The following is a 26,311-nucleotide window of genomic DNA, read 5'->3' as shown; positions in this document are numbered from 1 at the left end:
GTAAGGATTTTTTGAAATAGAAATAGTTGGAGGAAAAATATGCTCTCATGGTTAGCACGCCTTATTAAAGGGATTGTGATTGCTCTTGGTTTTATCCTACCGGGAATTTCCGGAGGGGTTCTAGCAGCAATCTTAGGGATTTATGAACGAATGATTGGCTTTCTGGCCCACCCCTTTAAAGACTTTAAAGAAAATGTTTTGTACTTTATTCCAGTTGCCATCGGTATGCTTCTGGGAATCGGCTTATTTTCTTATCCGATTGAATACCTGCTTGAAAATTATCAGGTCTTTGTCTTATGGAGCTTTGCAGGGGCCATCATTGGTACTGTTCCTAGCCTACTAAAAGAATCAACTCGAGAATCTGACAGAGACAAGATTGATTTAGCTTGGTTCTGGGCCACCTTTATCATTTCTGGACTAGGTCTCTATGCCTTAAATTTTGTCGTTGGGACCTTAAACGCAAGCTTTCTTAATTTTGTTTTAGCAGGTGCACTACTGGCTCTTGGAGTATTGGTTCCTGGTCTCAGTCCATCAAATCTACTTTTGATTTTGGGACTCTATGCTCCTATGTTGACTGGTTTTAAAACCTTTGACCTCTTAGGAACCTTCTTCCCGATTGGAATCGGAGCAGGTACAACTCTCATCATTTTTTCAAAATTGATGGATTATGCCTTAAATAACTACCACTCTCGCGTCTATCATTTCATCATCGGGATCGTCCTATCAAGTACCCTTTTGATCTTGATTCCAAATGCAGGAAACGCTGAAAGCATCCAATACACAGGCCTTTCACTTGTTGGGTATGTCATCATCGCCTTCTTCTTTGCCTTGGGAATCTGGCTTGGTATTTGGATGAGCCAATTGGAGGATAAGTATAAATAATGGCAAAAAAAGTTAAAATCAAAAAAACATTGGTGGAACAAATCCTGTCTAAATCAGGTATCTCACATCAGGGAATTCAAATCAATGCTCTGGAAGGAGAACTTCCGCAAGGTTATGAACGAGATCAGATTTTCAAAACCTTGGCTCTTTTAGGAGATAAGACCGGACCGATTATCGGAATTGTTCCCATCACTCAACACTTGTCTGAAAAGAAACTAGCTAAAATTTCTGGCAATAAAAAAGTGAGCATGATTCCTCAAAAAGACTTGGAAAAAACAACAGGTTATATTCATGGAGCCAATAATCCTGTCGGCATTCGTCAGAAACACAATTACCCCATTTTTATCGATAAGATCGCCTTAGACTTGGATCAAATGATTGTCTCTGCTGGGGAAGTTGGTCACAGCATTATCGTCGCACCACAAGACTTGGCTAGCTTTGTAAAGGCTGACTTTGAAGATATCTTGGAGGACAGCAAGTAATGAAACTATACTTTGTCCGCCATGGCCGTACAGTCTGGAATCAGGAAGGACGCTTTCAAGGTGCTAGTGGAGATTCTCCCCTACTTCCTGAATCCATTGACATCCTCAAAAAACTTGGCCAGTATCTCAAGGAAATTCCTTTTGAACAAATTTATTCAAGTGATTTACCTCGAGCAATCAAATCTGCTGAAATTATCCAAAGTCAACTCCAGACGCCCTGTCCTTTAGAAAGTGTTCCTAATCTCCGTGAATGGCAGCTGGGGAAATTAGAAGGTTTGAAAATCGCAACTTTGGAAGCTATTTACCCGCAACAAATCCAGGCTTTCCGTACGAATCTTGCCAAGTTTGACACTCAAATGTTTGAAGCTGAATCCCTCCATAGCACAACTCAACGGACCATCCAATTTATCAAATCACTCAAAGATAGTCCGGCTGAGCGTATTCTAATTGTCGGCCACGGCGCTAATCTTACTGCCAGTCTCCGTACTCTTTTAGGTTATAAAGAACCTCTTCTTCGTAAAGATGGCGGTCTAGCAAATGCCAGCCTGACCATTCTTGAAACCCATGATTTTGAAACATTCACTCTCAATACTTGGAATGATACTTCCTATCAATAACAGAACTTGATTTTAGCGTCAAGTTCTTTTTAGTTTTGAAAGATTATCCGTGAATTTCTTGCTTATTTATGATAAAATGGAAGTATCGCAAAAATGACTCATCGTATTCAATTTTGAGTAAAACTAGGAGGATCCCATGTCAACAGAACATATGGAAGAACTAAATGACCAGCAGATCGTTCGCCGTGAAAAAATGGCTGCGCTTCGTGAACAAGGAATCGATCCTTTCGGAAAACGCTTTGAACGCACTGCAAATTCACAAGAATTAAAAGATAAATTTGCTGACCTTGATAAAGAACAATTACACGATAAAAACGAAACAGCTACTATCGCAGGACGCTTGGTAACTAAACGTGGTAAAGGAAAAGTTGGCTTTGCCCACCTTCAAGACCGCGAAGGTCAAATCCAAATCTACGTACGTAAAGATGCTGTCGGTGAAGAAAACTACGAAATCTTCAAAAAAGCAGACCTAGGTGATTTCCTTGGTGTCGAAGGTGAAGTAATGCGTACAGATATGGGAGAACTCTCTATCAAGGCGACTCACATTACACACTTGTCTAAGGCTCTTCGTCCACTTCCAGAGAAATTCCACGGTTTGACTGACGTTGAAACAATTTACCGTAAACGTTACCTTGACTTGATTTCTAACCGTGAAAGCTTTGAACGCTTTGTCACTCGTTCAAAAATCATTTCTGAAATCCGTCGTTACCTTGACCAAAAAGGCTTCCTTGAAGTAGAAACACCTGTTCTTCACAACGAGGCTGGTGGTGCTGCTGCCCGTCCATTTATCACTCACCACAATGCCCAAAACATTGATATGGTGCTTCGTATCGCAACTGAGCTTCACTTAAAACGCCTTATCGTTGGTGGTATGGAACGCGTCTATGAAATTGGCCGTATCTTCCGTAACGAAGGAATGGATGCTACTCACAACCCTGAGTTCACTTCGATCGAAGTCTACCAAGCTTATGCAGACTTCCAAGACATCATGGACTTGACCGAAGGCATTATCCAGCACGCTGCTAAAGCTGTTAAAGGTGATGGTCCAGTTAACTACCAAGGTACTGAAATCAAGATTAACGAACCATTTAAACGTGTTCACATGGTGGATGCTATCAAAGAGATTACTGGTGTAGATTTCTGGCAAGACATGACTTTGGAAGAAGCTAAAGCTATCGCTGCTGAGAAGAAAGTTCCTGTTGAGAAACACTACACTGAAGTTGGCCATATTATCAATGCCTTCTTTGAAGAGTTTGTTGAAGAAACCTTGATCCAACCAACCTTTGTCTATGGACATCCAGTAGCTGTATCTCCACTTGCTAAGAAAAATCCTGAAGACGAACGCTTTACTGACCGTTTCGAGCTCTTCATCATGACTAAGGAGTACGGTAATGCCTTTACTGAGTTGAACGATCCAATCGATCAGCTTAGCCGTTTCGAAGCCCAAGCTAAAGCCAAAGAACTTGGTGACGATGAAGCGACAGGCATCGACTATGACTACATCGAGGCTCTTGAATATGGTATGCCTCCAACAGGTGGTTTGGGAATCGGTATCGACCGTCTCTGCATGCTCCTCACTGATACAACAACTATCCGTGATGTATTGCTCTTCCCAACAATGAAATAATACTCTTATCCTCTGACTCTTGTCAGGGGATTTTTCGATGCAAAAAGAGACTGAGGTAACACTCAATCTCTACTTTTCACTTCTTTGGTTGCTACATCTTCTCCAAACCATTTTTGGCTGATTTCTTGGAACTTCCCTTCTTGGTAAAGTTGAACAAAAGCTTGGTTTAAAACTTGTAGTAATCTTTTGTCAGCTTGTCTAACTCCGACCGCAAAGGATTCACTTTCAAATCCTGCTGAAAAGACATTGTAGTCATTTAATATACCATCAGACTGGAGATAGTAATTAGCATACACTCGGTCAATCAACAAGGCATCAATTCGATCATTCTTCAAATCAATCAAGGCTTCATTGAAACTCTGGTATTGATTGGCCTTCTGGTCTTTAACACGATTTTTCAGTAAATCTGGCTGGGCTTCAAAATCCAAATAACCAGAGGACCCAGCTTGGGCACCTAAGGTCTTATCCTTCATATCCTCTACTGAATGAATCTGCTGGCTTTTCTTGGCAACTAGAACTTGCTGATTTTCCATATATGGAATACTAAAGGCAACCTTCTCTCGCCGTTCATCAGTGGCAGAATAGCCATTCCAGATGGCATCTATAGTTCCATTTTGCAATTCCGTTTCCTTCATATCCCAGTCAATTGGTTGAAATTGCACCTTAACACTTAATTTTTCTGAGACAGCTTGTGCCAAATCAATATCAAATCCTGTATATTGGCCATTCTTTTCTTCAAATCCCATAGGTACGAAGGTATTGTCAAAACCAATGGTTATACTCCCCTGCTCTTGATACTTATCCCAGTTATCCTGCTTTGGATCACTAGCCTTCTGAGTACATGCAGTTAAAAAGAGGCTTAGGAGCGAAACCAATACTAAAGCAATTTTCTTATTAGTCATCAGCACCTCCTACTTGGGCTCAACCTTGAGAATCTGATCTGCGATATTTTTCGCAAACTGCAAATCATGGGTAACCACAATCTGTGTCATGCCAAGTTCCCTATTTTGCAAGATCAGTTTTTCCACTTCCAAGCGTAATTCTGGATCTAGGGCAGAAGTTGGTTCATCGTAGCCAATGATTTCCGGGTCAATCATCATAGCACGCGCCAAGGCTACTCGCTGCTTTTGCCCACCAGATAGTGAAAATGGATAGACATCTGCGTGCCCTGCTAGTCCTAACTGTTCCAAAAGACCTCGCGCCTTCTTCTCAGCCTCATCCTGCTTCATTCCCATGGTTTTCACAGGAGATAAGGTCAAATTATCTAGAACGGATAAATGAGGGAAAAGTTGAAAATCTTGGAATACAAATCCTAGTAGATTGCGCTTCTCCAGTTCATCCAATTCTAAAGGTTCTTCATTATAAAAGATTTGCCCTGAATCAATGGTTTCAAGACCTGCAAGCATGCGTAAGAGGGTTGTCTTCCCTCCACCCGAAGGCCCAACGATAGCCAGGATTTGCTTTTCAGGAATTTTTAGACTGAAATTAGATAAAATTTGCTTTTCACCAAAGACTTTATTGATATTTCGTAATTCTAACATGACAGCCTCCTATCTATAGTAACTGTACTTCTTCTCAACTTTTTTGGAAATGATTGTCACAATCCCAATCAAAATCAAGTAAATGGCTCCTGCCAAGAACATAGGAACCAGACTAGCATCACGGTTGGCAGCTGTGCGACTAGCCAAGATAAGGTCTGAAATTCCTAGAGCATAGACCAGAGAGGTATCCTTGACCAAACTCATAACCTCATTAAATACACTAGGGAGAACAATCTTGGTCACCTGAGGCAAAATAATATAGCGCACTGTATCAAAAGGATTAAACTTCAAGACCTTGGCAGCCTCATATTGACCTTTAGGAATGGTATCAATCCCCCCACGGAAGATTTCAGCAAAGTAAGCTGCATAATTCAAAACAAAGGCAATGATAGCAGCAGGAAGACGATCCAAACGAATCCCAATGCTTGGTAACACATAATAGATAAAGATCAATTGCAAGAGCAAGGGTGTCCCCCGCATGATCCAAATATAAATGTTAATCAGATGATGGAGGAGCTTCCAATGGACTTGCAAGGCAAAGGCAATCAAAACGCCCAAGGGAATAGAAAAAATCAAGACCAGTGCAAAAACCTGTAACGTCATGCTTGCACCGCTCAATAAACTCGGTAATATCTCAAACAAATAAGACATACTGCACCTCCTAAAAATAATTGCTCCTATTATAGCATAAATAAACTAAATAACCAACTATTTTTGTAAAAAAATTCTTTTTCAATAGAAAAAATCAGTGTCTTGAAGGTAGAATAGGACAACACGACTTATAAAGCCTTGTTAGTCATTTGATTTGAATTTCCTAGTCTATTTGTTTATATTCCATTTCAATATATTATAATTTATAAGTGAAAAGAAAGGACAAATTTTGCCCTTTCTAGATCTTAGCTTCTATTTGTTACAGTTAACTTGACTGATAATTGGAGTTTTATCTTACGTATTTAAGATGGATTGTCTTTTTTAGTTCGTGCCAACCTCAAGGCACGATTTGGATTGAGACGATTAAATAGTTCTTCCAATTTCTTTTCATTCCAAACGTCTGCGGCGGAAACAAAATTACCATCCGCATCTCGGAAAGATATCGGTTTATCTCCCATATCAGTCTCCTAGTCTACAAATTCAAACTCAAATTTACCAATTCGGACCAAGTCACCATCTTTAGCACCACGCGCACGAAGGGCTTCATCAACCCCCATACCACGAAGCTGGCGAGCAAATTTCATGACTGATTCGTCACGATCAAAGTTGGTCATATTAAAGAGTTTCATCAGTTTTTCACCAGAAAGTAGCCACGTTGCATCATCATCACGACTAATTTCAAAGGCTTTTTCTTCCTCGTCAAAGCCGTAGTATGCTTCTTCTTCCATATCTGACTCGTCATAGAGCAAGAATTCTGGTGTCTTGTCTAACAATTCAGCTGTAGCATCCAATAGCGTTGCCAGACCTTGCTTAGTCAAACCAGAAATTGGGAAGATAGCTGGTAACTCTTCAAATTCATCGTAGTTTTCAGCAAATTTTTTCTTAAATTCTTTAAGATTTTCTTGACTCTCAGGCATGTCCATTTTGTTGGCTACGATAATCTGTGGACGCTCCATAAGACGGAGGTTATAAGACTCTAACTCCTTATTGATAGCTAAGTAGTCCTCATAAGGATCACGGTCTTCGCTAGCTGACATATCAATAATGTGAAGAATGACACGTGTACGCTCGATGTGACGGAGGAACTGGGTTCCCAAACCAACACCTTGACTGGCACCTTCAATCAAGCCTGGCAAGTCGGCTACTGCAAAAGATTCACCTGATTGGGTACGAACCATACCTAGATTTGGCACAATAGTGGTAAAGTGGTAGGCACCAATTTTAGGTTTAGCTGAGGTGATAACACTTAGAAGTGTGGATTTCCCTACAGATGGGAAACCAACCAAACCAACATCTGCAAGGATTTTTAGTTCCAATTGTAACTCACGCTCCTGACCTGGCTCTCCATTTTCAGAGATTTCAGGTGCAGGATTTTTTGGTGTCGCAAAGCGGATATTTCCACGTCCACCACGTCCACCGTGGGCAACGATAAATTCTTGACCATGTTCAATCAAATCTGTCAAAACCTTGCCAGTCTCTGCATCACGAACAGTCGTACCTTGTGGTACTCGAACTCTAAGGTCCTCAGCACCACGACCATGCATCCCTTTGGTCATTCCTTTCTCACCAGAATCAGCCTTGAAATGGCGATTATAGCGGAAATCCATGAGGGTACGTAGACCTTCATCTACAACGAAGACGACATTGCCTCCACGACCACCATCACCGCCCCAAGGACCGCCATTAGGGACATATTTTTCACGGCGAAAGGCAACCATGCCATCACCACCATTACCAGCCTTGACCTTGATCTTAGCTGTATCTAAAAACATACTCATTTTTTCTTCTCACTTTAAAAAAGGGCTGGGAAATCCCAGTCACTAAATTTTCTTGAATCTATTTTATAGATTACTGAGGGCACCAATTGCAGTTGCAAAAATTCCCAATAAACTTGCTACTAGCATGATAATCACGATAAATAAGGTTATTTTCTCAAACATAGTTTTTTTACGATTTCCATTATCTCCAAATGCCATTTTTATCTCCTTCGTTACATTCTATTTTCTATTATCTTAGCATGAATTTAGCTAGTTTTCAATAGTCACTTGCTTCTGGCGCAATAATCCATAAAATGATATAAGCTACAACTCCTGCTCCATAACCAAAAGCAAGAACACCCCATATTACGCGAACAATAGTAGGATCCATATCAAAATAATGGGCTACCCCGGCACAAACACCCGCAATCTTTTTATCACGACCGCTTCTCATTAATTGTTTTTTCATACTGTTCCTCTTTCTATTCTTCATGGTCTTTCCAATAATCTCTTATGCTGATCAACTGTGTTTTTGAAGCCTTCAGCATGCGTCTAGAGCCTTTTACGGGTACAGCAACCACCTGTTGCGGTAGATACAAAACTGTCTTAAAGATACGCTGACTGACCGTATCATCTTTGGCTAAATCTTTCTGGAAGTTATTTGAAATAATGGCATCCAGATAAAACTCATGCACCCGTTTTCCAAAGTTCTCAGCTGAAATCTCGTACAACTTCTCTGATAAAGTATGCTCATTCATATCTGGCGTTGCAATCAGGGCTTCCAAAATAGCACCAGCCAAATCATGTTCTCCATAGTACAAGGTTCCAAACATTTTATCACTGATCAGATTGTCCAGATAAGGATTTCCATGAGCAATGACAGGCGTTCCACTGGCTAAGCTTTCCAAGTAGGTCAAGCCTTGGGTTTCACTTGTCGATGCCGAGATGAAGAAATCCGCCGCCTTATAGTAAAGAGCTGTCTCACTAGGAGCAATCATCCCTGTAAAGACAACAGAGTCTTGAATCTCTAGTTTCTGGGCTTGCTCTTTGAGGTCATCCAGATAAGGACCATCCCCAGCTACCACCAGTTTAACCTTGTCTTCTTCTTTCAGAACTTCTGCAAAGGCTGCTAAAACTGCTTGAATATTTTTTTCATAGGAAATTCTGGAAAGACTAAGCAACATCTTTTCATCATCTTGAATCCCTAGTTTACTACGTAGTTCTTTCAGATTTTCCTGCTTGATTTCCGGACGCTCAAACTTAGCTAATTCAATCCCAGTTGGAATGACCCGTTTTTCAACCTTGACCTTATAGTCAGATAGCAAATCATGGACAATCTCACTAGGACAAATAACCCCATCCACATCATGCAGGAAACCTCTGACTAAGTACTTGACCATACTAGGACGAATCAACATCCCCTTAGCAATATAATGCACGTAGTCTTCGTATTGGGTGTGATAGGTATGGATGACTGGAATCTTCAATTCACGCGCAATCCAAATTCCCAACAAGCCAAGAGAAAATTCTGTCTGGGTATGAATAATATCTAGCTGATATTGTTTAGCAATTTCAAGCGCCTTGCTGAATCCTCGATAGGCAAAGCGGCGATCCTTAAAAGCAAAGAAGGGAACACTTGGAATGCGGATAATCTGCCAATCTTCATAACGATTGACATTCTTATCTGTCGTCGTAAAGATAAAAACAGCGTGCCCCTGCTTTTCAAGCTCTGTTTTCAAGGTTCGAATACTGGTCGCAACACCTGAAACCTGAGGAAAATAGGTATCTGTAAATAAACCAATTCGCATAGATTACCTCACTTTTTACTTTCTCCCTAAAGCAGCTTGTTTCTCATAAAAGTCCAACCAGATTTGTAACAGATGCTCTTCTGAATACTCTCTAGAAATATTCTTAGCTTTTTCTTTCAAATCTTTTAAAGCAGCAGGATTCGCTTGATATTCCAGAATAGCTTCTTTCATCTCTTCTCTGTCTGCTGTCGCCCGATAATTCCCCTCCAAAATCACCTTATAGAGATCCAAATCACGCAACATAATAGGCGCTTCACAACTCGCAGCCTCTAAAATGGTCATAGGAAAGAGCTCATTATAACTAGGCAGCAAGAAAAGGTCCGCTAGGGCATACAATTCGCGCATTCGCTCTGGCGACACGATACCTGGAAAAATCAAATTTTCTGGAGGATTATCCATAATTTTCTTATAGCGTTCATAACCATCTGTCATACCTCCAAAAGAGAAACCACCCGCCCAGATAAAGGTAATCTGAGGCAATTCCTCAGCAAGGCGGATAAAGTCATCAATCCCTTTGCGTTTCTGAACTTGACCTGCACCAACTACGATAAACTGATTGTCATTAACACCTAGCTCTGCGCGCAGTCGAGCCACCTCTTCTTGTTGAAGAGGATGCCATTTTTCCTTGTTGACAAAGTTAGGAATATAGGTCACTTTTTCACGTGGAATACCAGCTGCCACCAAATCCTCAATAAACATAGGATTGACCACAACTAAGTGCTCCATCCGGTTGTAAAAAGAAAATACATAGCGTTTAACAATTCCCTTTAAGAAAAATGGAATTTTCAAACTTCCCTCAAGTGTATCTGGCAAGAAATGCACATAACCTATTTTTCTCCCTGAGCGTTTCTTTTGGAAGGTTGATAAATAATAGGGGAAATCAATCGTATGAAAGTGAGTCACATCTGCCTCGATTGGAAGATTTTCAGTAACAATCAATTGGTCCTTAGCATCACGGTGAAGAAGACGAACTAATTCACGGTAGGCACCTGAAACTCCTTGTCCTGCTACTTTCTCACTTGAACTCAACATATTGATGCGTAATTTCTTTTTTTCCATAACTACTATTATATCATTTTCTTTGAATAAAATCAGCAAAAGAAAGGAGAGACTAGAGGAAAAGAGGGGAAATTTCCTCACTTTTCCAACGGTCTCTCACATGCTTTTATCTGTTTACTTAATGCCGAGGGCAATGCGGGCATAACGACTCATTTTTTCAACTGTCCAGGCTGGATACCAGACTAATTTGACCTCAGTATCCGTTACTTCTGGCACCTCGGTCATGGCATCATAAATCTGGTCTGTCAAAAGGTCAGCTAGGGGACAACCCATAGTTGTCAAAGTCATATCAATCTCTGTTTGCCCTGTGTCACCGTCAAAACGAATCTCATAAATTAAACCAAGATTTACAATATCGATTCCCAACTCAGGGTCGATGACTTCTTCCAAGGCTGATAAAATTCGTGTTTTGATGTTTTCAATTTGCTCTTCTGTATAAGCCATATTCATCCTCACTTTTAGTCTTCAATAAAATCACGAAGCGGTTTGCTGCGACTTGGTTGACGTAGTTTTCTCAAAGCCTTGGCTTCAATCTGACGGATACGCTCGCGAGTCACATTAAAGACTTTACCCACATCTTCAAGGGTACGCATTTTCCCATCATCTAGTCCAAAACGTAGACGTAGAACATTTTCTTCACGATCTGTAAGAGTATCCAAGACCTCATCCAACTGCTCACGCAAGACGATACGAGTTGTATAGTCTACTGGATTTTCAATCACTTCATCTTCAATAAAGTCTCCAAGATGGCTATCATCCTCTTCACCGATAGGAGTTTCAAGAGATACTGGTTCTTGGGCAATCTTCAAGATTTCACGCACTTTGTCAGGAGTCATATCCATACGTTCAGCGATTTGCTCTGGTGTTGGGTCTTGACCCAATTCTTGAAGGAGGTTACGCTGTTCACGAACCAATTTATTGATGGTTTCAACCATGTGAACAGGGATACGGATGGTACGAGCTTGATCAGCAATAGCACGAGTGATGGCCTGACGAATCCACCAAGTTGCATAAGTTGAAAACTTGAACCCTTTAGAATAGTCAAACTTGTCAACCGCCTTCATCAAGCCCATATTTCCTTCTTGAATCAAGTCAAGAAACTGCATACCACGACCGACATAGCGTTTGGCTATAGAAACAACCAAACGAAGGTTGGCTTCCGCAAGACGTTGTTTGGCTTCGATATCGCCAGCTTCAACTGCTAGTGCTAATTCTTTTTCCTCTTCATTAGTTAAAAGAGGAACGACCCCGATTTCTTTCAAGTACATACGGACAGGGTCATTAACCTTAGCCGAAGTTGATCCAATTAAGTCCTCATCGCTAAGTTCTGGTTCTTCTTCAGTACTAAGAACACGTGCACTTGGGTTTCCTTCATTATCTGTTATCGAAATTCCTGCATCCTGAATCCGTTGCAAGAGATCTTCAATTCCATCAGCATCCAAGGTAAAAGGAATGACTAGACTAGCATTAATTTCATCATCTGTTGCTGTCCCTTTTTGCTTATGATTACGGATAAATTCTGCTACTTGTACGTCAAATGTTGTTACTTCTTTTTGTTTTGTTGCCATTATTACTCCATTCTTCTCTTTTGTGAAATTAAACGTTCCAATTCTTCTAAGGCTGTGTCTGTATCTCCTACATGGCTAGCTTCCTGCACCTTCTTTTTGATTCTCATATTGTCCTGATTCAAGAGAGCCTTGTTTCGAGTCATTTCTACTTCACTAAGTTCCTGCGGTGACATCTCAGCAGGTAAATCCTGAGCTAAGACTTGGTACCAAGCTCTTTCAACTTCCTCTGTCTGTTCTGCTAAAACTTCTGGGGGAAGATTTCCATACTGACCAAGCAAGTCATATAAGACCTGAAATTCAGGTGTGTCAAATGCAAAATCTTCTCGCAAACGGTAATCGTTCAAAACAAGAGGAGATTCCATCATTCGATAAAGTAGATGAGCTTCTGCCCTCATAATAGCCGATAACTGCTTGGTAACAGGCATGGTGATTGGCGTCGGTCTGGAAATTCCTTCCATACGATTCTGCCTTTGTGCCTGTCGACTCTCATTCACAATCTGCTCAATCTGAGCATAATCAAAGGATGCCAGACTGTCAGCTAAAATATGAATATAGCTGTTTTGAGCAGTGATCGACTTTTCTTGAACAATCAAGGGAGCTATTTTTTCAATAAACTCAATCTGAGCCTGCAGATTTTCACTATTTTCAGGCTTATACTGGTGAATATAGAACTCAATCGGACTAATACGAGTTTTCGTTAATAGATAGGCCAAGTCTTCTGGTCCATTTTTTTGTAGATACTCATCCGGATCCAAGTTATCAGGCATGCTGACGATTTGCACAGGCATATCACCAATTTCATCCAATGCTTTCAATGTCGCGGCTTGCCCAGCCTTATCGCCATCGTAAACAAGGACTAACTTCTTGGATAACCTTTTCAGATGCTCAACATGCTCACGACTCAAGGCTGTTCCCATGGATGCCACAGCGTTTTCGATTCCAGCCCGATAGGCTGCAATGACATCCATGAATCCTTCCATGAGGTAAATCTCACTGGTTTTACCAGAAGATTTTTTTGCCCTATCCATATGATATAATTCGTAACTTTTGTTAAAAATTGCAGTCGATCGGCTATTTTTATACTTAGAAGTTTGTGAATCCGTTTTCTGCCAGATACGACCTGAGAAGGCAATGACCTTTCCCTGGTCATTTGTCAGGGGAAACATAATACGATTGTGAAAGGTGTCTACAAATTGATTATCATCTGAGAGGTAAAATAGTCCTGAATCCAGGAAATCCTCTTCACGATACTGACCAGACAAACGCTGATAGAGATAGTTTCGTTCTGGAGGTGCCAAACCAATCCGAAAATGCTTAATCACTTCATCTGTCAAACCACGCTGATAAAGGTAGTTTCTGGCCTCCTCCCCCATGGTCGTTGTCATGAGAATAGCATGATAAAATTTGGCAGTATCTTCGTGCATATCATAAAGAGCTTGGTGGGGTGAGGCTGGCCTCTGCTCACTATAAAGCGGTTTTTCAACCTCAATTCCAACACGCTGACCTAAGATTTGGACAGCCTCCATAAAGGGAACCCCTTGGTACTCCTCGATGAATTTAAAGACATCACCAGAACGACCACAACCAAAACAGTGGTAAAACTGCTTGTCCTCTACAACGTTGAAAGAAGGTGTTTTTTCACCATGAAAAGGACAGAGCCCTAGATAGTTCCGTCCTGCCTTTTGTAAAGAAATCACATCCCCTATGACTTCCACAATGTTGGCATTGTTTTTGATTTCTTCAATGACTTGTTTGTCAACCATACACAATACCTCCATGTTATCATAGTTTACTTTATATAGTATACTTTATTTCTGAAAAAAAGTAAACCATTTCATACGCTTTCCGTAATTCTATTTGCCTTATTTTTTCAGATAGAAAAGAAAGTTAAAAAACTCAGAAACACTTCCATGTCTCTAAGTTTTGCTTCACAATTCTTGATAAAATAAGGCTCTCATCTATTCAAATAATTGATAGTAGTCTGAGATTTTCATTTTTGCTTTTTCTTCTTGGGTCAAATCTTGGATAATCCGTCCTTCTTTCATGACAATCAAGCGATTGCCATATTTGAGAGCATCTTCCATATGGTGGGTAATCATAAGGGCTGTCAGCTGATCTTTCTTGACAAAGTCATCTGTCAACTCCATGAGGGCGACACTTGTCTTTGGATCAAGGGCTGCAGTATGCTCATCTAACAGGAGTAATTCAGGACGCTTCAAGGTTGCCATTAAGAGACTCAAGGCCTGTCTTTGCCCACCTGATAGGAACTCAATCGGTGTATTCAAGTGTTTCTCAAGACCATTTCCTACTTTTTCAATGGTTGCCTGAAATTCATCCTTATAGCTAGTCAAGCGTCGTGGTAACAATCCACGCTTTTCACCACGAAACTTGGCAATCAAGAGATTCTCTGCCACTGTCATACGAGGAGCTGTCCCCATCTTTGGATCTTGGAAAACTCGAGACAGGTACTTAGCCCGCTTCTCTGGTGAAAACTTGGTAACATCTTCACCTAAAATACGGATGGTTCCACTGGTTAGTGATAAGGTTCCTGCAATAGTGTTAAAGAGGGTCGATTTACCAGCACCATTTCCACCTAAAATCGTGATAAAATCCTGTTCAAAAATTTCTAAGGAAACATCGTTTAAAATAATCTTTTCTTCATCAAAGCCATTTTTAACGACTTTGGTTGCATTTTTTAATTCTACAATTGCTGTCATTTGCTTAACTTGGCTCCTTTCAAGATTGTTTGCTTAAATGTTGGAATCATGAGGCAGACTGCTAAAATCAAGGCACTGTATAAACGAAGGTAACTTGTATTAAAGCCAAGCGCAATAACTGCCCATACTAAGAATTGATAGGCGATAGAACCTACAACGATGGCAACAAGACGCTCTGCCAAACTCAAACTCTTGAAGATAACTTCCCCAATAATCAAACTTGCAAGCCCCACAACGATAACCCCGATTCCTCGAGATACATCAGCATAACCTTCTTGCTGGGCAATGAGAGCACCTGCAAGAGCAATCACACCATTTGATAAAACCAAACCCATGAGCTCCATGCGTCCAGTATGAATCCCGAAACTTCTAGCCATATCAGGATTGTCACCTGTAGCAATATAAGCCTGTCCGAGTTTAGTATCCAAGAAAAAGAGCATGAGAGCAATAACGATACTGACAAAGATGAGACCTGTCAAGAGTTGATTCAAACCTGAATCAAAAGGCAAGACATCCTGAATTTGCTTGGTTCCAAGCAAGCCTAAATTGGCGCGTCCCATAATCAAGAGCATGATAGAGTGACAGGAAGTCATCACCAAAATCCCTGAAAGTAAGGTTGGGATCTTCCCTTTTGTATAAAGAAGTCCTGCTGCCATACCAGCCAAACAACCTGCTCCTACAGCAATAAGAGTTGCTAAAAAAGGATTCACACCTTTCGTTATCAAAGTGACAGCAACAGCTCCCCCAAGAGGAAAGGAACCTTCTGTCGTCATATCTGGAAAGTTCAAAATCCTAAATGTCATAAAGATTCCCAGACCTAGAATAGCCCAGATAAATCCTTGAGAAATAATAGATAATATCATCTGTTTCTTAACCTTTTCTATATGCTTTCTATTGTAAAAAATTGGAGGAGATGTCCCCAACTCCTCCATTAAAGATTATTCGATCACTTGTCCTGCTTCTTTTAGAACAGATTCAGGAATCGTAATACCTAGCTCTTGTGCCAATTTTTTGTTGATCACTGACTTACCAGTTGAAAAGACATTGACTGGTGTATCGGCTGGTTTTGCACCTTTCAAAACTTGCGCAATCATTTTACCAGTTGCCACACCAAGGTCATGTTGGTCAACTACAACGGATGCCAAACCACCTGCTTCTACCATGGCAGTTGCGCTTGGGTAGATTGGTTTTTTAGCTGATTGGTTACTTGATACAACAGTTGAGAAGGCTGAAGCAATTGTGTTATCAATTGGAACCCAGATAGCATCAACCTTGCTAGTCATAACATTAACTGTTGAAGCAATTTCATTTGTTGAAGGAACTGCAAATGTTTCCACTGTCAAACCTGCTTTTTCAGCATAAGCCTTAAATTCTTCTACCTGTGTTTTTGAATTGTCTTCGCTACTTGAGTAAAGAGCTCCGATTGTTTTCACATTTGGTGTCAAAGCCTTGATGAGTTCAACTTGTTGTTGAGCTGGGTTGTGGTCAGATACACCTGTAATGTTGCCACCTGGTTTTTTCAAATCTTTAACTAAGTTCGCACCGATTGGGTCTGTAATAGCAGCCATGATAACAGGTAGATCTTTTGTTGCACTAGCCAAACCTTGAGCAGCTGGTGTTGCAATACCAACAACCAAGTCATTGCCATTTGCAACCAATTGTTTACTCATTGTCGCAACCTTACTTTGGTCACCTTCTGAGTTCATAAAGTCAATTTTCAACTGATTATCTTTATAGCCTTCTTCTGCAAGTCCATCTTGAATCCCTTTATAAATCAAGTCAAGAGATGGATGGCTCACAAACTGAAGGACACCAACTTTGGCAACTTTCTTTTCGTTCTTAGCTTCTGGTTTATTCATTGAAGAGTAAACCAAGCTTCCTGCTACTAAAACTGCTAATGCAGCGATAATTCCAATTAAACGTTTATTTTTCATTCTATTTCTCCTTTTTAATTCCTTTAAACTACTTCACTTATCTGAACAAGCAACGCCATCGTTTTCTTTCCATACTAACCTCCATCAAAAAAGTCCTCACACAAAAAACTTGTGTGAGGACGTCGATGCGCGGTACCACCTCAATTATAGGGAATTTCCCTATCGCTCTGTCTCGCAATAACGAGATGCACTGTAAGGTGTGCTCACCGAATTTTTATGATTTCAAATTCTAAATAACATTCAGCCCAATTTTCATCATCATCACTTATCTGTTTTCAGCTACCACAGACTCTCTAAAAAGTTTGTATGACTACTTTTCTGAATGGTTAAATTATATCATTTTTCAACTACTTGTCAAGACTCTTTGAGAATTTTTTTGAAATATTCAAAAACTTCCCCTATAGAAAAGAGGAAGCTTGATAGGTATCAACCTGAATTACGCAATCCTGTTGCAATTCCGTTGATGGTTGTATGGATTAATTTTTCTTGGTCGCTTGATAATTCTCCTCGGCGTTGACGTTTAATCAACTCCAACTGGATATAGTTAAGAATATTAAAGTATGGCATACGATAATCCAAACTTGCTTTTAGATATGGATTTTCAGCCAAAAGTTCATCATAACCTTCGATAGCCAAGATAACTTCCTTGGTAACCTGCCATTCATTTAAAATAGTCTCATAGATTGCTTTTACTTGATCATCTTCACAAAGTTTGGCATATTCAAAAGCAATATTCATATTTGATTTTGACAAGACCATATCAACATTTGAAAGAAGTGACTGGAAGAAAGGCCAATTTTGGTACATATCTCGTAGGATAGCGATATTCTCAGGATTTTTATCGATAAATTCTTTGAAACTTGAACCAACCCCATACCAACCAGGGAACATGACACGACTTTGCGACCATGAGAATACCCAAGGGATAGCTCGCAAACCACCGATTTCAGTAATAGTCTTACGAGCAGCTGGACGAGAACCAATATTAAAGCTTGAAATAGCCTTGATTGGACTTGATTCGAAGAAATAATCATAGAAATGGTCATTTCCAAAGACCAAATCACGGTAGATATCGTAACTACGGTCCACCACTTGGTCCATAATAGCTTCGTAACGATTTGAGGTATTAGTATCGCTCTTCTTCTGAGTAATCATACGGTTAATGGCTGCAGATACTAGCATTTCAAGATTATAGTAGGCAGCGTCTTTGTTACCGTATTTATTCCCAATTACTTCACCCTGCTCCGTCAAGCGGATACGATCCTTGATAGACTTGAGCGGTTGAGAGGTAATGGCTTCATAGGTTGGTCCACCACCACGACCGACAGTCCCACCACGGCCATGGAAGAAGGTAACCTTAACACCAAATTCATCTCCGATAGCAGTCAATTGTTGTTGAGCCTTGTAGAGGGTCCAACATGATGATAGGTAGCCACCATCTTTATTACTATCAGAGTAGCCTAGCATGATTTCTTGGTAGTTATTACGTGAAGCAATCCATTTCTTAGCAAGAGGAAGAGAAAGGTATTCTCTCATGGTTTCTTCTGAGTGGTCCAAGTCTTCAATTGTTTCAAAGAGAGGAACAATTTGGACACGGGCTCTTTCTTTATCAACTAACCCTACTTCTTTTAGCAAGATAGCCAATTCCAACATGTCTGATACGCTGGTTGCATGTGAAATGATAGTCTGACGAATGACATCATCTCCCAACTTATCTTTCAACTTACGAGCGGCCTTAAAGATTGCTAATTCTTTTTCAAGTAACTCTGATTTTTCAACATGAGTAGCAGAAAGAATACGTGGATCTTCTTCCAATTCTTTCAAGAGAAGCTGGCATTTTTCTTCTTCACTTAGTTCGCTATAACGCGAATGAATTCCTGCTGATTTCAAAAGTTCAGCTACGCAGGCCTCATGAACACTTGAATCTTGACGCATGTCGATGGATGCCAAATAGAAACCAAAAATTTCAACTGCTTGAATTAACTCAACAAAATCACCAGAAATCAGTGCCTCACCCTTGTTTTCCAAGAGGGAATCACGGATGATAATTAAATCCTTATAAAAATCATTGGATGTTTCATAGCGAGCCCCAACTTCCTTATCCTCAATCAGATAGGCTTTTGTTGCTTGGATTTTTGATTGAATATCAAACAAGGCACGACGATACAGCTCTTTTTCGCGGTAAATCGAATTATCCTTAGATTGACGAGCCATTTCTCTGACTTGCTTGCTGACATTGACAATACTTGTTGAGAGAGAGAACTCACGATAGAGCTGATAAATCTTTTCATCATAGTAGTTCATGATGACTTCACACTGGGTCATGGCAGATTGTTTCAATGTATCTGCTGTAACAAAGGGATTCCCATCACGGTCTCCACCAATCCACATTCCCATGGTAATTGGTTTAGGATGTTTCAACTCCAAGCCATGTTTTTTTGCCAGGCGCTTATACTCAGCAGTCAAATGAGGAACAGCTTTCAGGAATGAACTATTGTAGTATTCCATAACATTCGTGATTTCATTGGTAACTTTCAATTTCTTTTCACGAATCATGTCTGTCTGCATGATAATCTCAATATAACGACGGAGATCATTATGCCATTTTTCCTTGTTAATCAAGCCTAATTTTACATCACGGTACTTACGCAAAAGGGTATGGATATGGTTGGTCAAATCCAACATACTCTTACGTTGTACTTGTGTTGGATGGGCAGTCAAAACAGGGACAACATTCAAGTGTTCTAGAATTTCAACCGCATTTTCTTTTTCTGCAACCATTTTGATTGTTGCTGACAATTTACCAAGATAATCTTGATCTATATTATTTTGGTGGTTGATTTCATAGGCCAAATCCACGTCTTCTGAAATATTAATCAAGAGAGGCAAGATAGAGAAATAGCGTGAAATATAAGCCATTTCATCATTTGTCAGGCTAGTAACCAATTGGTTCAAGCCTTGATAATCTTCCTGAGTTGACAATTCTTTCAACTGCATGATTTTTTCAAAAGTCTCTGGGGCAAGCATGTTTTTAGTGATATCTTCTAACAATTCTGTTAAAATCAATACTTCTTCTTGCACGACAGCTTTATTACTATAGTTTTCTAATTTTTGAAGAGACATAGGTAATCCTTTCCACTATCAGCTCTACATATAGTTTGATGAGTGAGCTTCTAACTCCTCATACAATTGAGCACGCTTTTCACTTGCATCAATATTTAAGACAAAGGCGATGGCTACAGATAAGACTAAGAGACTGTTTCCTCCTTGCGATAAGAAGGGGAAGGTAACTCCTGTTGAAGGAATAATACCAGAAATTCCACCGATATTAACAAAGACCTGTACCAACATCATCCCCCCAACTCCAATCGCCATCATGGAATTAAAGGGATTCTTAGCACGAATTCCCACCAGGATAATTCGTAAAATAAGGAAAAAGACAAGTGACAAAATCAAGCTGGCTCCCACAAAGCCAAATTCTTCAATGACAATTGAAAATACAAAATCTGTATGGGCCTCTGGTAAATAGCCACGTTTTTCAATTGAATTTCCTAAACCTAGACCAAACCAACCACCATTTACCATGGCAAAGTAGGAATTTGCAAGTTGGTGGCCTGCTCCTGCCAAATCAGCAAAAGGGTTAAAATAGGCGCTGAAACGCTTGGCAACATAACCAAATACTGGAACTTTTGAAAACTTATCAACCCCTATAAAAGAAATAAATGATAAGGATAGGGCAGAAATTCCGACTAAAATTCCAAAAAAAGCAAGAAACCATCTGTAAGCGATTCCGCTAATTGTATACATAATCAAGGCAACCAAAGCTAAGATAGAAGCATTTCCCAAATCTGGGAAAATAGCAAGGCTCCCAATCAATACCAAGAGGACAAAGCGCCAGTCATTAAACGCACGAGGAAGCCACTGATTTTGTGTTAAAACTTGGAAATCATAAACAGCTATATCCTCTTGTTGTTTGGAAAATTTATTTGCTAAATACCAAATAATAATAATTTTCAAATATTCGGCTGGCTGAATGGTCAAAGGTCCTACTGAAATCCAACCATAGGCTCCATTGACTGGCGTACCAATTATCCGAGCCATAGCTAATAGAATCAGCTCAACGAACATAACGATAAATAAAAGACGTTCGTTTCGTAAAAAATTCAGTTTCAATTTGTATATCAAGGCAATCAGTATCAAACTAAATATCCAAAACAGTCCCTGACTTCGGACCAATTGCAGTGCACTTTGGCCTTCTTGAATTAAAATAGCACTGGTTGTCGAATAAACCACAATCAAGCCCAAAATAGATAAAAGTAAGTAAGGAACTAGAATAGAATAATTTAATAGGTGCCTTTTACTAATCTTCATAGTATCACCACTCTAATGAGAACAACACAATTGCTTCCCAAATTCCGTTTGTTTTCTAGTTTTGATTGCTATTATACCATTTTTTCCGAAAGAAAAAAACTCTTATCCATCAGATAGACTATTTTTGTCATAAGAAAAAGAGCACTTGGCCCTTTTCTGTTTTATTCTTTTGATGAACTACTTGAGCTTGAATCTCCACCACCGATATATTGAGTGAAGATATTTTGGAAGGCTTGGTCTTTAACCTTGATATTAGCTGCTTGTAATTCTTTTCCGATAATGCTTTGAACAAATGTTGAATCATTTTGTTTTTGAGTCAAGATAACAGTTTTTAATTTTTCTTTGTAGTCATCAAGATTAGATGATTTTTCTGTTTTCTTAGTGAGTTTTACAATGTAATATTGGCTGCTGTAGGCTTGTGTACCAGCGGCTGTAATCACATCAGAAACACCGTTTACATCTAAAGCGAAAGCTGCTTTCTTAACTTGTTCTGGTACTTCTGTCGAAGCAGAGTCAAAGGTGATTTCTCCACCGTTTGCTTTGGTTTTTTCATCAGTTGAGTTATCTTTTGCTAATTGAGCGAAATCTGCCCCACTTGCCTTAGCTTTTTCGAGGACTTCTTTCGCTTTATCCTCATTATCAAGACGAATGATTTGAGCCGTTACATCTGGAGTATATTCATCAAAGGCTTTCTTATAAGCATCATCTGTCAATTCAGCCTCTGCTGCCTTCTTAACTGCCAACTCAACCAATTTACTTGTACGAATTTGAGCTTTACGTGTTTCAAGAGTCATGCCTGCTTGTGACAAAACACGTTGGTAGTTCTCACCATATTGTTTTTCTTCTTCGGCAATAGTATCGTTGACTTCTTTGTCATCTACTTCCGAACCATATTGTTTCTCAAATACTTTTTGGATGGTCAAGTTCAACAACACTTGTTGAGCTGAAGGGTTGCTTTTCACTTGCTCATAAAATTGATGTTCTGTGATAACATCCCCTTTCATACTGATAAGATCTGCTCCTTCTGAGCCTTTCGAACAAGCTGCTAATGTTGCTACTGATAATAGTGTAATGGCACCTGCCAATAGTTTTTTCTTCATGTCTACTCCTTTAAGATAAGTGTTACCCTATCTATTTTACTATATTTTCTTAAATTTTTCTGAAAATCATTCGCTGTCAGGCAATTGAACATCTGCTACATTTTTACGAAGCATGAGAATACCGTCTCCCAGAGGAACTAATGTTGCAGTGAGTCCTGGATTATCTAAAGTTGCGTCAAACAGTCTTTGAAGGCCTCGATAAATAGTTCGCTGACCACGACGGACTTCCATAATGTCCTTGGCAACATCACCACCTTGGAAAATATCATCCAAGACAACCACACCACCAACTTCCAAATGTTTGAGGATTTCTGGTAGAAAGACGATGTATTTAGACTTAGCAGAATCCATAAAGACGAAATCATAGGACTCTGTCAGGGTTGATAAGACATCTACCGCATCTCCTTCTAGGAGAGTAATTTGCTTGCGACTGTCAAACTGAGCAAAATTTTCCTTGGCAAAACCAATCATCTCTGGATTGCGGTCAATGGTTGTAATCTTGGCCTTTGGCGCATGTTCTGCCATTAAAAGAGCTGAAAAACCGATAGCCGTCCCAATTTCCAGAATATTTTTAGGCTGCATGGTTTCCATAAGAAAACGGAAGTAAGCAACCGTTTCATGAGGAATAATGGGAATATTTTCCTTACGGGCAAAGTCTTCCAATTCTTTCAAAGAACCTGTAACTTGCTTTTGACGCTGACGCATCAAGTTCACAATTTCTTCCTTGACAACAGGACGACGCATGTTGTGGTTGGCATTTTTACTATACGATTCAACCATCTTATGCCAATCCCAATTTTTCAACAAGGGCTTCAAACTCATTTAAACGGCGTTCAAAGACTGCAAAGGCATCGTTGAGGTAGTCTTCCTTCTCCATATCAACACCAGCTTTTCTCATGACATTAAGTGGGTAGTCAGACTTACCAGCCTTGAGATAATCAATATAACGGTCACGGTCTTCCTGACTACCATGAACAATTTTTTCAGCCAAAGCTGAGGCTGCTGCAAAACCTGTTGAATATTGGTATACATAGTAGTTATAGTAGAAGTGTGGAATACGTGCCCACTCGTATTGGATTTCAGGATTATCTTCCTTGCTCAAACCATAATACTCTTGGTTCAAGTCTGCATAGAGTTTATTTAGGAAATCACTTGTCAAGACTTCCCCATTTTGATCCGCTTGGTGGATGGCGTGTTCAAACTCAGCAAATTGAGTTTGTCGGAAAACTGTTCCACGGAAACCGTCCAAGAAGTTATTAAGAATAGCAAAGCGCGTTGCGTCGTCTTCCACTTCTTCCAACAATTTCTCCGTCAAGATATTCTCATTGGTAGTTGAGGCAATCTCAGCCAAGAAGATAGAATAATCTCCGTAAACATAAGGCTGCGTTTCACGAGTATAGCTTGAATGCATACTGTGACCTGTTTCATGAACAAGAGTAAAGAGATTGTCTAGATTGTCCTGCCAGTTAAGAAGCATAAAGGCATTGGTATCGTAAGAACCACCAGAGTAGGCTCCTGAACGCTTGCCTTGATTTTCGTAAACATCAATCCAACGCTCACTGAAAGCACGTTTAACACGGCTCAAGTAATCCTCTCCCAATACTGCCAAGGCATCTTCTGCTTTTTTCAAGGCTTCTTGGTAGGTAAAACTATATTCAACAGATGAAAGCGGTGTGTAGACATCGTACATCTTGAGGTCTGAAATCCCCAAAATCTTTGAACGAAGCTCAAGGTAACGATGCAAGAGGGGCAAATGCTTGCGAACTGCTGCTACCAAATTGTCATAAACACTTTCTGGAACAAAATTTGCTGCGAGAGCTGCATGACGAGCACTCTTGTAGTTGCGAACTTTTGCACGATAGTTTTGAACCTTAACATTTGTTTGCAAGGTTTTAGCATAAGTATGTTGGAATTGCTCGTAAGTTGCATAAAGGGCTTGATAAGCATCTCGGCGAACTTCACGATTTTTAGACTCCATCAAACGCATATAAACGCCATGTGATAATTGTACTTCGTTACCATCTTCATCTTTAACAAATGGAAAGACGATATCTGCATTATCTAAAATAGCGAAAGTTTCACTTGCCGAACCAAAGATTTCACTAGCTCCAGCTAATAATTCTTCTTCTCTTTGTGATAGAACGTGTTCCTTGCCTTGCAAAAGTTTGTCAAAATAGTGTTGATAAACCTGCAATTTTAGCTGAGCTTCTAAAAAGTCAGCATACTGCTCTTCACTGATTTCCATAAATTCAGGCTCATAGAATGAAAAGGCTTGGTCTAGCTGGCTATAGAGAGTCATGGCCTTGGCATAGTACTCTTGGTACTTGGCTTCACGTGTATCCTGGTCATTTTTCATATGAGCATAAACGTAAAGCTTCTCCATCTGGCGTTCCATTTCAAGAGAAAATTCAGTGATTTCTAGAAGGCTATCCGCACTATCTAGGAGATGGCCTTCATACTGGGCTACTGTCTCCAATTGTTCTGTTAAATCTTTTAAGGCTTCTTCCCAAGCCTGGTCAGTTGGGTAGATCGTTGATAGATCCCATGTATCTTTTTCATTTATTTCATTTCTTTGTAATACCATTAGATTCCTCCATCCTTTCTATTTTACCATATTTTTCAAGAAATATTGCTGATAAAAGGCTGGTGGATAAAGCTTTTGCCAATCATTTTGAGGATTTTCTTGATAATAGGTGTAAAAGTGCTGATAATAGCTATTCAAGTCTTGTTCAATCTGGAAAAATTTGCCCACTAGTGGTCTAATTTGGGGATACCATGCTTTTAGCTCATAAGTCAGGATATTCTCTCCCTTTTGATAGGCTTCTGCTTGTTCTTTCATCCAAAAGGGGTTTTGATAATACAATTGTTGCCGGATATAGCGACAGATGTCCTTATCTTGAGAAACTGTAAAATGCGATATTTTTTGTTTCTTATAGGGACACCGTAATATTTCCAATAAACTAGCTTGACCATAGGGAAATTCCTTAATCTGATAATGGAGTTTACCACGGAGGTCTTGGTGAATCAGGTATTTGAGTCTTAAAACTTGTGCTTCACTGTCTAATTCCCAAACATAAAAGCCCATATTTTGACTGAAATAAAGAAAGCCTTCTTGCAGACGAGTCAAACGCTCCTTAAGCCAAAGTTTTTGACCCAGCAACCACAGTACTTGGTAACCTTGACTATGATAGCCCTCACTACGCTCTTTAAGAAGTTTTTGTGGTAAGGAACTACACTGGACTTCTAAAGCTAGATTACCATTTACAAATACATCCGCAATCTGTTTAAGTTCTGGCAACGGATATTCTAATTGCACCTCTGTCTCTTTTTTCAACCAGTGATAAAGGGATTCTTTATTTGCCAGATGTTCTGGACTTTCATTTTCAGAGGAATAATCACAGTCTTTTAAGGATTTATGGGCAAAATGAGTTCGTACTCTTGAACCTTGACGCAAACGGAGCTGACCTCCACAAGCTGGGCAGGTGTATTCTTGCTTCTCAAGCTTGTCTTCTAACACATTTACTAACTCTCCCCTAGCATCTCTCGCAACAAACATGATTTCCCTCCTTTTCTATATTATTCGTAAAAATTAATAATCGTGTTTTTAATTATAGAAAAAAGTGTAGTAAATCGAAATAAAATATAAGCAAATTGATATTATAGTTAGTTGAAATAATATGTGAACTAAGAGATTAGGAAAGTCAAATTAATTTCTAACAATGCTTCAGAAGTCATGTCCTACTATTCCAGTTTCAATACACTATATAATTGACAAAGAATCAAAATCTCCTAGCAATCAATGGACTACTAGGAGATTTTTTAAGAAATTCTATATAAGCTATAGAATCAAATACAAATTGTACTAAAAAATTAGATTAATTCATATATAAATTATACTTCTTCATCTTCTTTACGACGACGGCCTGCAAGACTAAGTCCAAGTACTGCACTTGCTGCAGCTGCTACCATAGTTACTGTAGAGTCTGCTGTACCTGTGTTTGGAAGTTGTCGATCTTTATTTATTGTAGTTTCAGATATTGAAGTTCTATCTGGCATTTCATTAGCACTACGGTCATAAGCGGGTTTAGCTGGTGTTTCTTCTGAAATACCGTTCACACTTCCTATATGGGCTGGAACTTCTGCAGTTGGTGGAATAATAACATTGCCTTCACCATCTGTACTACTTGTGCCGACTGA

The 26,311-nt window shown here is 39.7% G+C and carries 26 protein-coding genes and 1 other annotated feature; of the genes, 4 read left to right on the top strand and 22 right to left on the bottom strand.

Annotation, left to right across the window (positions count from 1 at the left end):
• The first annotated feature begins 39 nt into the window (after positions 1 to 39).
• The 4 genes from HT717_RS09450 to lysS all read left to right on the top strand — a co-directional run bounded on the left by HT717_RS09450 (position 40) and on the right by lysS (position 3,608).
• Positions 40 to 882, top strand: a complete 843-nt coding sequence (locus HT717_RS09450; protein WP_049539178.1) for a DUF368 domain-containing protein — start codon at positions 40 to 42, stop codon at positions 880 to 882.
• Positions 882 to 1,364, top strand: a complete 483-nt coding sequence (locus HT717_RS09445; RefSeq protein WP_049539180.1) for an aminoacyl-tRNA deacylase — start codon at positions 882 to 884, stop codon at positions 1,362 to 1,364. Before HT717_RS09450 ends, HT717_RS09445 begins: the two co-directional genes overlap by 1 nt.
• Positions 1,364 to 1,981, top strand: a complete 618-nt coding sequence (locus tag HT717_RS09440) for a histidine phosphatase family protein (protein ID WP_049539182.1) — start codon at positions 1,364 to 1,366, stop codon at positions 1,979 to 1,981. The genes HT717_RS09445 and HT717_RS09440 overlap by 1 nt, the downstream gene beginning before the upstream one ends.
• Positions 1,982 to 2,117: 136 nt before the next feature.
• Positions 2,118 to 3,608 carry a lysine--tRNA ligase gene (gene lysS, locus HT717_RS09435; RefSeq protein ID WP_049539184.1) on the top strand — a complete coding sequence of 497 codons (1,491 nt, stop codon included), beginning with the start codon at positions 2,118 to 2,120 and terminating at the stop codon, positions 3,606 to 3,608.
• A gap of 62 nt (positions 3,609 to 3,670) precedes the next feature.
• Here the strand turns inward: lysS and HT717_RS09430 are convergent, their stop codons facing one another.
• The 22 genes from HT717_RS09430 to HT717_RS09325 all read right to left on the bottom strand — a co-directional run.
• On the bottom strand, positions 3,671 to 4,510 hold the full coding sequence (locus tag HT717_RS09430; RefSeq protein ID WP_049539185.1) for an amino acid ABC transporter substrate-binding protein: 840 nt from the start codon (positions 4,508 to 4,510) through the stop codon (positions 3,671 to 3,673).
• A gap of 9 nt (positions 4,511 to 4,519) precedes the next feature.
• Positions 4,520 to 5,149 carry an amino acid ABC transporter ATP-binding protein gene (locus HT717_RS09425; protein ID WP_020900305.1) on the bottom strand — a complete coding sequence of 210 codons (630 nt, stop codon included), beginning with the start codon at positions 5,147 to 5,149 and terminating at the stop codon, positions 4,520 to 4,522.
• A gap of 9 nt (positions 5,150 to 5,158) precedes the next feature.
• Positions 5,159 to 5,800, bottom strand: coding sequence for an amino acid ABC transporter permease (locus HT717_RS09420; protein WP_049539187.1), 642 nt, complete (start codon positions 5,798 to 5,800; stop codon positions 5,159 to 5,161).
• A 302-nt stretch (positions 5,801 to 6,102) separates the two neighbouring features.
• Positions 6,103 to 6,258: a hypothetical protein gene (locus HT717_RS09415; RefSeq protein ID WP_000502580.1), complete on the bottom strand. Its 156-nt coding sequence runs from the start codon at positions 6,256 to 6,258 to the stop codon at positions 6,103 to 6,105.
• A gap of 9 nt (positions 6,259 to 6,267) precedes the next feature.
• Entirely contained in the window at positions 6,268 to 7,578 is a 1,311-nt protein-coding gene (gene obgE / locus HT717_RS09410; RefSeq protein WP_049532865.1) for a GTPase ObgE, read from the bottom strand.
• Between the two features lie 63 nt (positions 7,579 to 7,641).
• Positions 7,642 to 7,776, bottom strand: a complete 135-nt coding sequence (locus HT717_RS09405; protein WP_000863859.1) for a DUF4044 domain-containing protein — start codon at positions 7,774 to 7,776, stop codon at positions 7,642 to 7,644.
• Positions 7,777 to 7,834: 58 nt separating this feature from the next.
• Positions 7,835 to 8,011 (bottom strand): PspC domain-containing protein, encoded by a 177-nt coding sequence (locus HT717_RS09400; RefSeq protein ID WP_049532910.1) that lies wholly within the window; start codon positions 8,009 to 8,011, stop codon positions 7,835 to 7,837.
• Positions 8,012 to 8,039: 28 nt separating this feature from the next.
• The gene (locus tag HT717_RS09395) at positions 8,040 to 9,365 is read right to left on the bottom strand and encodes a glycosyltransferase family 4 protein (protein ID WP_049532866.1); all 1,326 of its coding nucleotides are present in this window, start codon (positions 9,363 to 9,365) and stop codon (positions 8,040 to 8,042) included.
• A 15-nt stretch (positions 9,366 to 9,380) separates the two neighbouring features.
• Positions 9,381 to 10,505 carry an alpha-galactosylglucosyldiacylglycerol synthase gene (gene cpoA, locus HT717_RS09390; RefSeq protein ID WP_173305130.1) on the bottom strand — a complete coding sequence of 375 codons (1,125 nt, stop codon included), beginning with the start codon at positions 10,503 to 10,505 and terminating at the stop codon, positions 9,381 to 9,383.
• A gap of 33 nt (positions 10,506 to 10,538) precedes the next feature.
• Positions 10,539 to 10,868, bottom strand: a complete 330-nt coding sequence (locus HT717_RS09385; RefSeq protein WP_000331925.1) for a metal-sulfur cluster assembly factor — start codon at positions 10,866 to 10,868, stop codon at positions 10,539 to 10,541.
• 14 nt (positions 10,869 to 10,882) lie between these two features.
• Positions 10,883 to 11,992, bottom strand: coding sequence for an RNA polymerase sigma factor RpoD (gene rpoD, locus HT717_RS09380; RefSeq protein WP_000201903.1), 1,110 nt, complete (start codon positions 11,990 to 11,992; stop codon positions 10,883 to 10,885).
• Between the two features lie 2 nt (positions 11,993 to 11,994).
• Positions 11,995 to 13,755: a DNA primase gene (gene dnaG / locus HT717_RS09375; RefSeq protein WP_240149512.1), complete on the bottom strand. Its 1,761-nt coding sequence runs from the start codon at positions 13,753 to 13,755 to the stop codon at positions 11,995 to 11,997.
• A 195-nt stretch (positions 13,756 to 13,950) separates the two neighbouring features.
• Entirely contained in the window at positions 13,951 to 14,709 is a 759-nt protein-coding gene (locus HT717_RS09370) for an ABC transporter ATP-binding protein (RefSeq protein ID WP_173305128.1), read from the bottom strand.
• Entirely contained in the window at positions 14,706 to 15,572 is an 867-nt protein-coding gene (locus HT717_RS09365; RefSeq protein WP_173305126.1) for an ABC transporter permease, read from the bottom strand. The genes HT717_RS09370 and HT717_RS09365 overlap by 4 nt, the downstream gene beginning before the upstream one ends.
• 75 nt (positions 15,573 to 15,647) lie before the next feature.
• Positions 15,648 to 16,643: a tryptophan ABC transporter substrate-binding protein gene (trpX, locus tag HT717_RS09360; protein WP_173305124.1), complete on the bottom strand. Its 996-nt coding sequence runs from the start codon at positions 16,641 to 16,643 to the stop codon at positions 15,648 to 15,650.
• Between the two features lie 112 nt (positions 16,644 to 16,755).
• Positions 16,756 to 16,973: a binding site (T-box leader), on the bottom strand.
• A 96-nt stretch (positions 16,974 to 17,069) separates the two neighbouring features.
• Positions 17,070 to 19,766, bottom strand: coding sequence for a phosphoenolpyruvate carboxylase (ppc, locus tag HT717_RS09355; protein ID WP_173305122.1), 2,697 nt, complete (start codon positions 19,764 to 19,766; stop codon positions 17,070 to 17,072).
• Positions 19,767 to 19,790: 24 nt separating this feature from the next.
• Positions 19,791 to 21,014 (bottom strand): FtsW/RodA/SpoVE family cell cycle protein, encoded by a 1,224-nt coding sequence (locus HT717_RS09350; protein WP_020900295.1) that lies wholly within the window; start codon positions 21,012 to 21,014, stop codon positions 19,791 to 19,793.
• A gap of 161 nt (positions 21,015 to 21,175) precedes the next feature.
• On the bottom strand, positions 21,176 to 22,114 hold the full coding sequence (gene prsA, locus HT717_RS09345; RefSeq protein WP_000727947.1) for a peptidylprolyl isomerase PrsA: 939 nt from the start codon (positions 22,112 to 22,114) through the stop codon (positions 21,176 to 21,178).
• Between the two features lie 66 nt (positions 22,115 to 22,180).
• The gene (locus tag HT717_RS09340; RefSeq protein ID WP_134803811.1) at positions 22,181 to 22,894 is read right to left on the bottom strand and encodes an O-methyltransferase; all 714 of its coding nucleotides are present in this window, start codon (positions 22,892 to 22,894) and stop codon (positions 22,181 to 22,183) included.
• Position 22,895: 1 nt separating this feature from the next.
• Positions 22,896 to 24,698: an oligoendopeptidase F gene (pepF, locus tag HT717_RS09335; RefSeq protein ID WP_173305120.1), complete on the bottom strand. Its 1,803-nt coding sequence runs from the start codon at positions 24,696 to 24,698 to the stop codon at positions 22,896 to 22,898.
• An 18-nt stretch (positions 24,699 to 24,716) separates the two neighbouring features.
• Positions 24,717 to 25,670: a competence protein CoiA family protein gene (locus HT717_RS09330; protein WP_173305117.1), complete on the bottom strand. Its 954-nt coding sequence runs from the start codon at positions 25,668 to 25,670 to the stop codon at positions 24,717 to 24,719.
• 335 nt (positions 25,671 to 26,005) lie between these two features.
• Positions 26,006 to 26,311: LPXTG cell wall anchor domain-containing protein (locus HT717_RS09325; RefSeq protein WP_173305115.1), on the bottom strand; the 306-nt coding region annotated here is incomplete at its 5' end.

The sequence above is a fragment of the Streptococcus sp. 959 genome, assembly GCF_013277075.1.
Lineage (GTDB): Bacteria > Bacillota > Bacilli > Lactobacillales > Streptococcaceae > Streptococcus > Streptococcus pseudopneumoniae_C.
The sequence above is the reverse complement of the archived record's forward strand: the minus strand, read 5'-3'. Positions and strand labels throughout refer to the sequence as shown.

Bases quoted from the DNA above. Each gene is read 5' to 3' on its own strand.
- prsA (WP_000727947.1), bottom strand. From the start codon at position 22,114: ATGAAGAAAAAACTATTGGCAGGTGCCATTACACTATTATCAGTAGCA.
- HT717_RS09340 (WP_134803811.1), bottom strand. From the start codon at position 22,894: ATGGTTGAATCGTATAGTAAAAATGCCAACCACAACATGCGTCGTCCT.
- HT717_RS09365 (WP_173305126.1), bottom strand. From the start codon at position 15,572: ATGATATTATCTATTATTTCTCAAGGATTTATCTGGGCTATTCTAGGT.
- HT717_RS09425 (WP_020900305.1), bottom strand. From the start codon at position 5,149: ATGTTAGAATTACGAAATATCAATAAAGTCTTTGGTGAAAAGCAAATT.
- HT717_RS09330 (WP_173305117.1), bottom strand. From the start codon at position 25,670: ATGTTTGTTGCGAGAGATGCTAGGGGAGAGTTAGTAAATGTGTTAGAA.
- trpX (WP_173305124.1), bottom strand. From the start codon at position 16,643: ATGAAAAATAAACGTTTAATTGGAATTATCGCTGCATTAGCAGTTTTA.
- pepF (WP_173305120.1), bottom strand. From the start codon at position 24,698: ATGGTATTACAAAGAAATGAAATAAATGAAAAAGATACATGGGATCTA.
- rpoD (WP_000201903.1), bottom strand. From the start codon at position 11,992: ATGGCAACAAAACAAAAAGAAGTAACAACATTTGACGTACAAGTAGCA.
- dnaG (WP_240149512.1), bottom strand. From the start codon at position 13,755: ATGGTTGACAAACAAGTCATTGAAGAAATCAAAAACAATGCCAACATT.
- HT717_RS09445 (WP_049539180.1), top strand. From the start codon at position 882: ATGGCAAAAAAAGTTAAAATCAAAAAAACATTGGTGGAACAAATCCTG.
- HT717_RS09395 (WP_049532866.1), bottom strand. From the start codon at position 9,365: ATGCGAATTGGTTTATTTACAGATACCTATTTTCCTCAGGTTTCAGGT.
- HT717_RS09370 (WP_173305128.1), bottom strand. From the start codon at position 14,709: ATGACAGCAATTGTAGAATTAAAAAATGCAACCAAAGTCGTTAAAAAT.
- HT717_RS09350 (WP_020900295.1), bottom strand. From the start codon at position 21,014: ATGAAGATTAGTAAAAGGCACCTATTAAATTATTCTATTCTAGTTCCT.
- HT717_RS09420 (WP_049539187.1), bottom strand. From the start codon at position 5,800: ATGTCTTATTTGTTTGAGATATTACCGAGTTTATTGAGCGGTGCAAGC.
- HT717_RS09440 (WP_049539182.1), top strand. From the start codon at position 1,364: ATGAAACTATACTTTGTCCGCCATGGCCGTACAGTCTGGAATCAGGAA.
- lysS (WP_049539184.1), top strand. From the start codon at position 2,118: ATGTCAACAGAACATATGGAAGAACTAAATGACCAGCAGATCGTTCGC.
- HT717_RS09400 (WP_049532910.1), bottom strand. From the start codon at position 8,011: ATGAGAAGCGGTCGTGATAAAAAGATTGCGGGTGTTTGTGCCGGGGTA.
- ppc (WP_173305122.1), bottom strand. From the start codon at position 19,766: ATGTCTCTTCAAAAATTAGAAAACTATAGTAATAAAGCTGTCGTGCAA.
- HT717_RS09415 (WP_000502580.1), bottom strand. From the start codon at position 6,258: ATGGGAGATAAACCGATATCTTTCCGAGATGCGGATGGTAATTTTGTT.
- HT717_RS09385 (WP_000331925.1), bottom strand. From the start codon at position 10,868: ATGGCTTATACAGAAGAGCAAATTGAAAACATCAAAACACGAATTTTA.
- HT717_RS09405 (WP_000863859.1), bottom strand. From the start codon at position 7,776: ATGGCATTTGGAGATAATGGAAATCGTAAAAAAACTATGTTTGAGAAA.
- obgE (WP_049532865.1), bottom strand. From the start codon at position 7,578: ATGAGTATGTTTTTAGATACAGCTAAGATCAAGGTCAAGGCTGGTAAT.
- HT717_RS09450 (WP_049539178.1), top strand. From the start codon at position 40: ATGCTCTCATGGTTAGCACGCCTTATTAAAGGGATTGTGATTGCTCTT.
- HT717_RS09430 (WP_049539185.1), bottom strand. From the start codon at position 4,510: ATGACTAATAAGAAAATTGCTTTAGTATTGGTTTCGCTCCTAAGCCTC.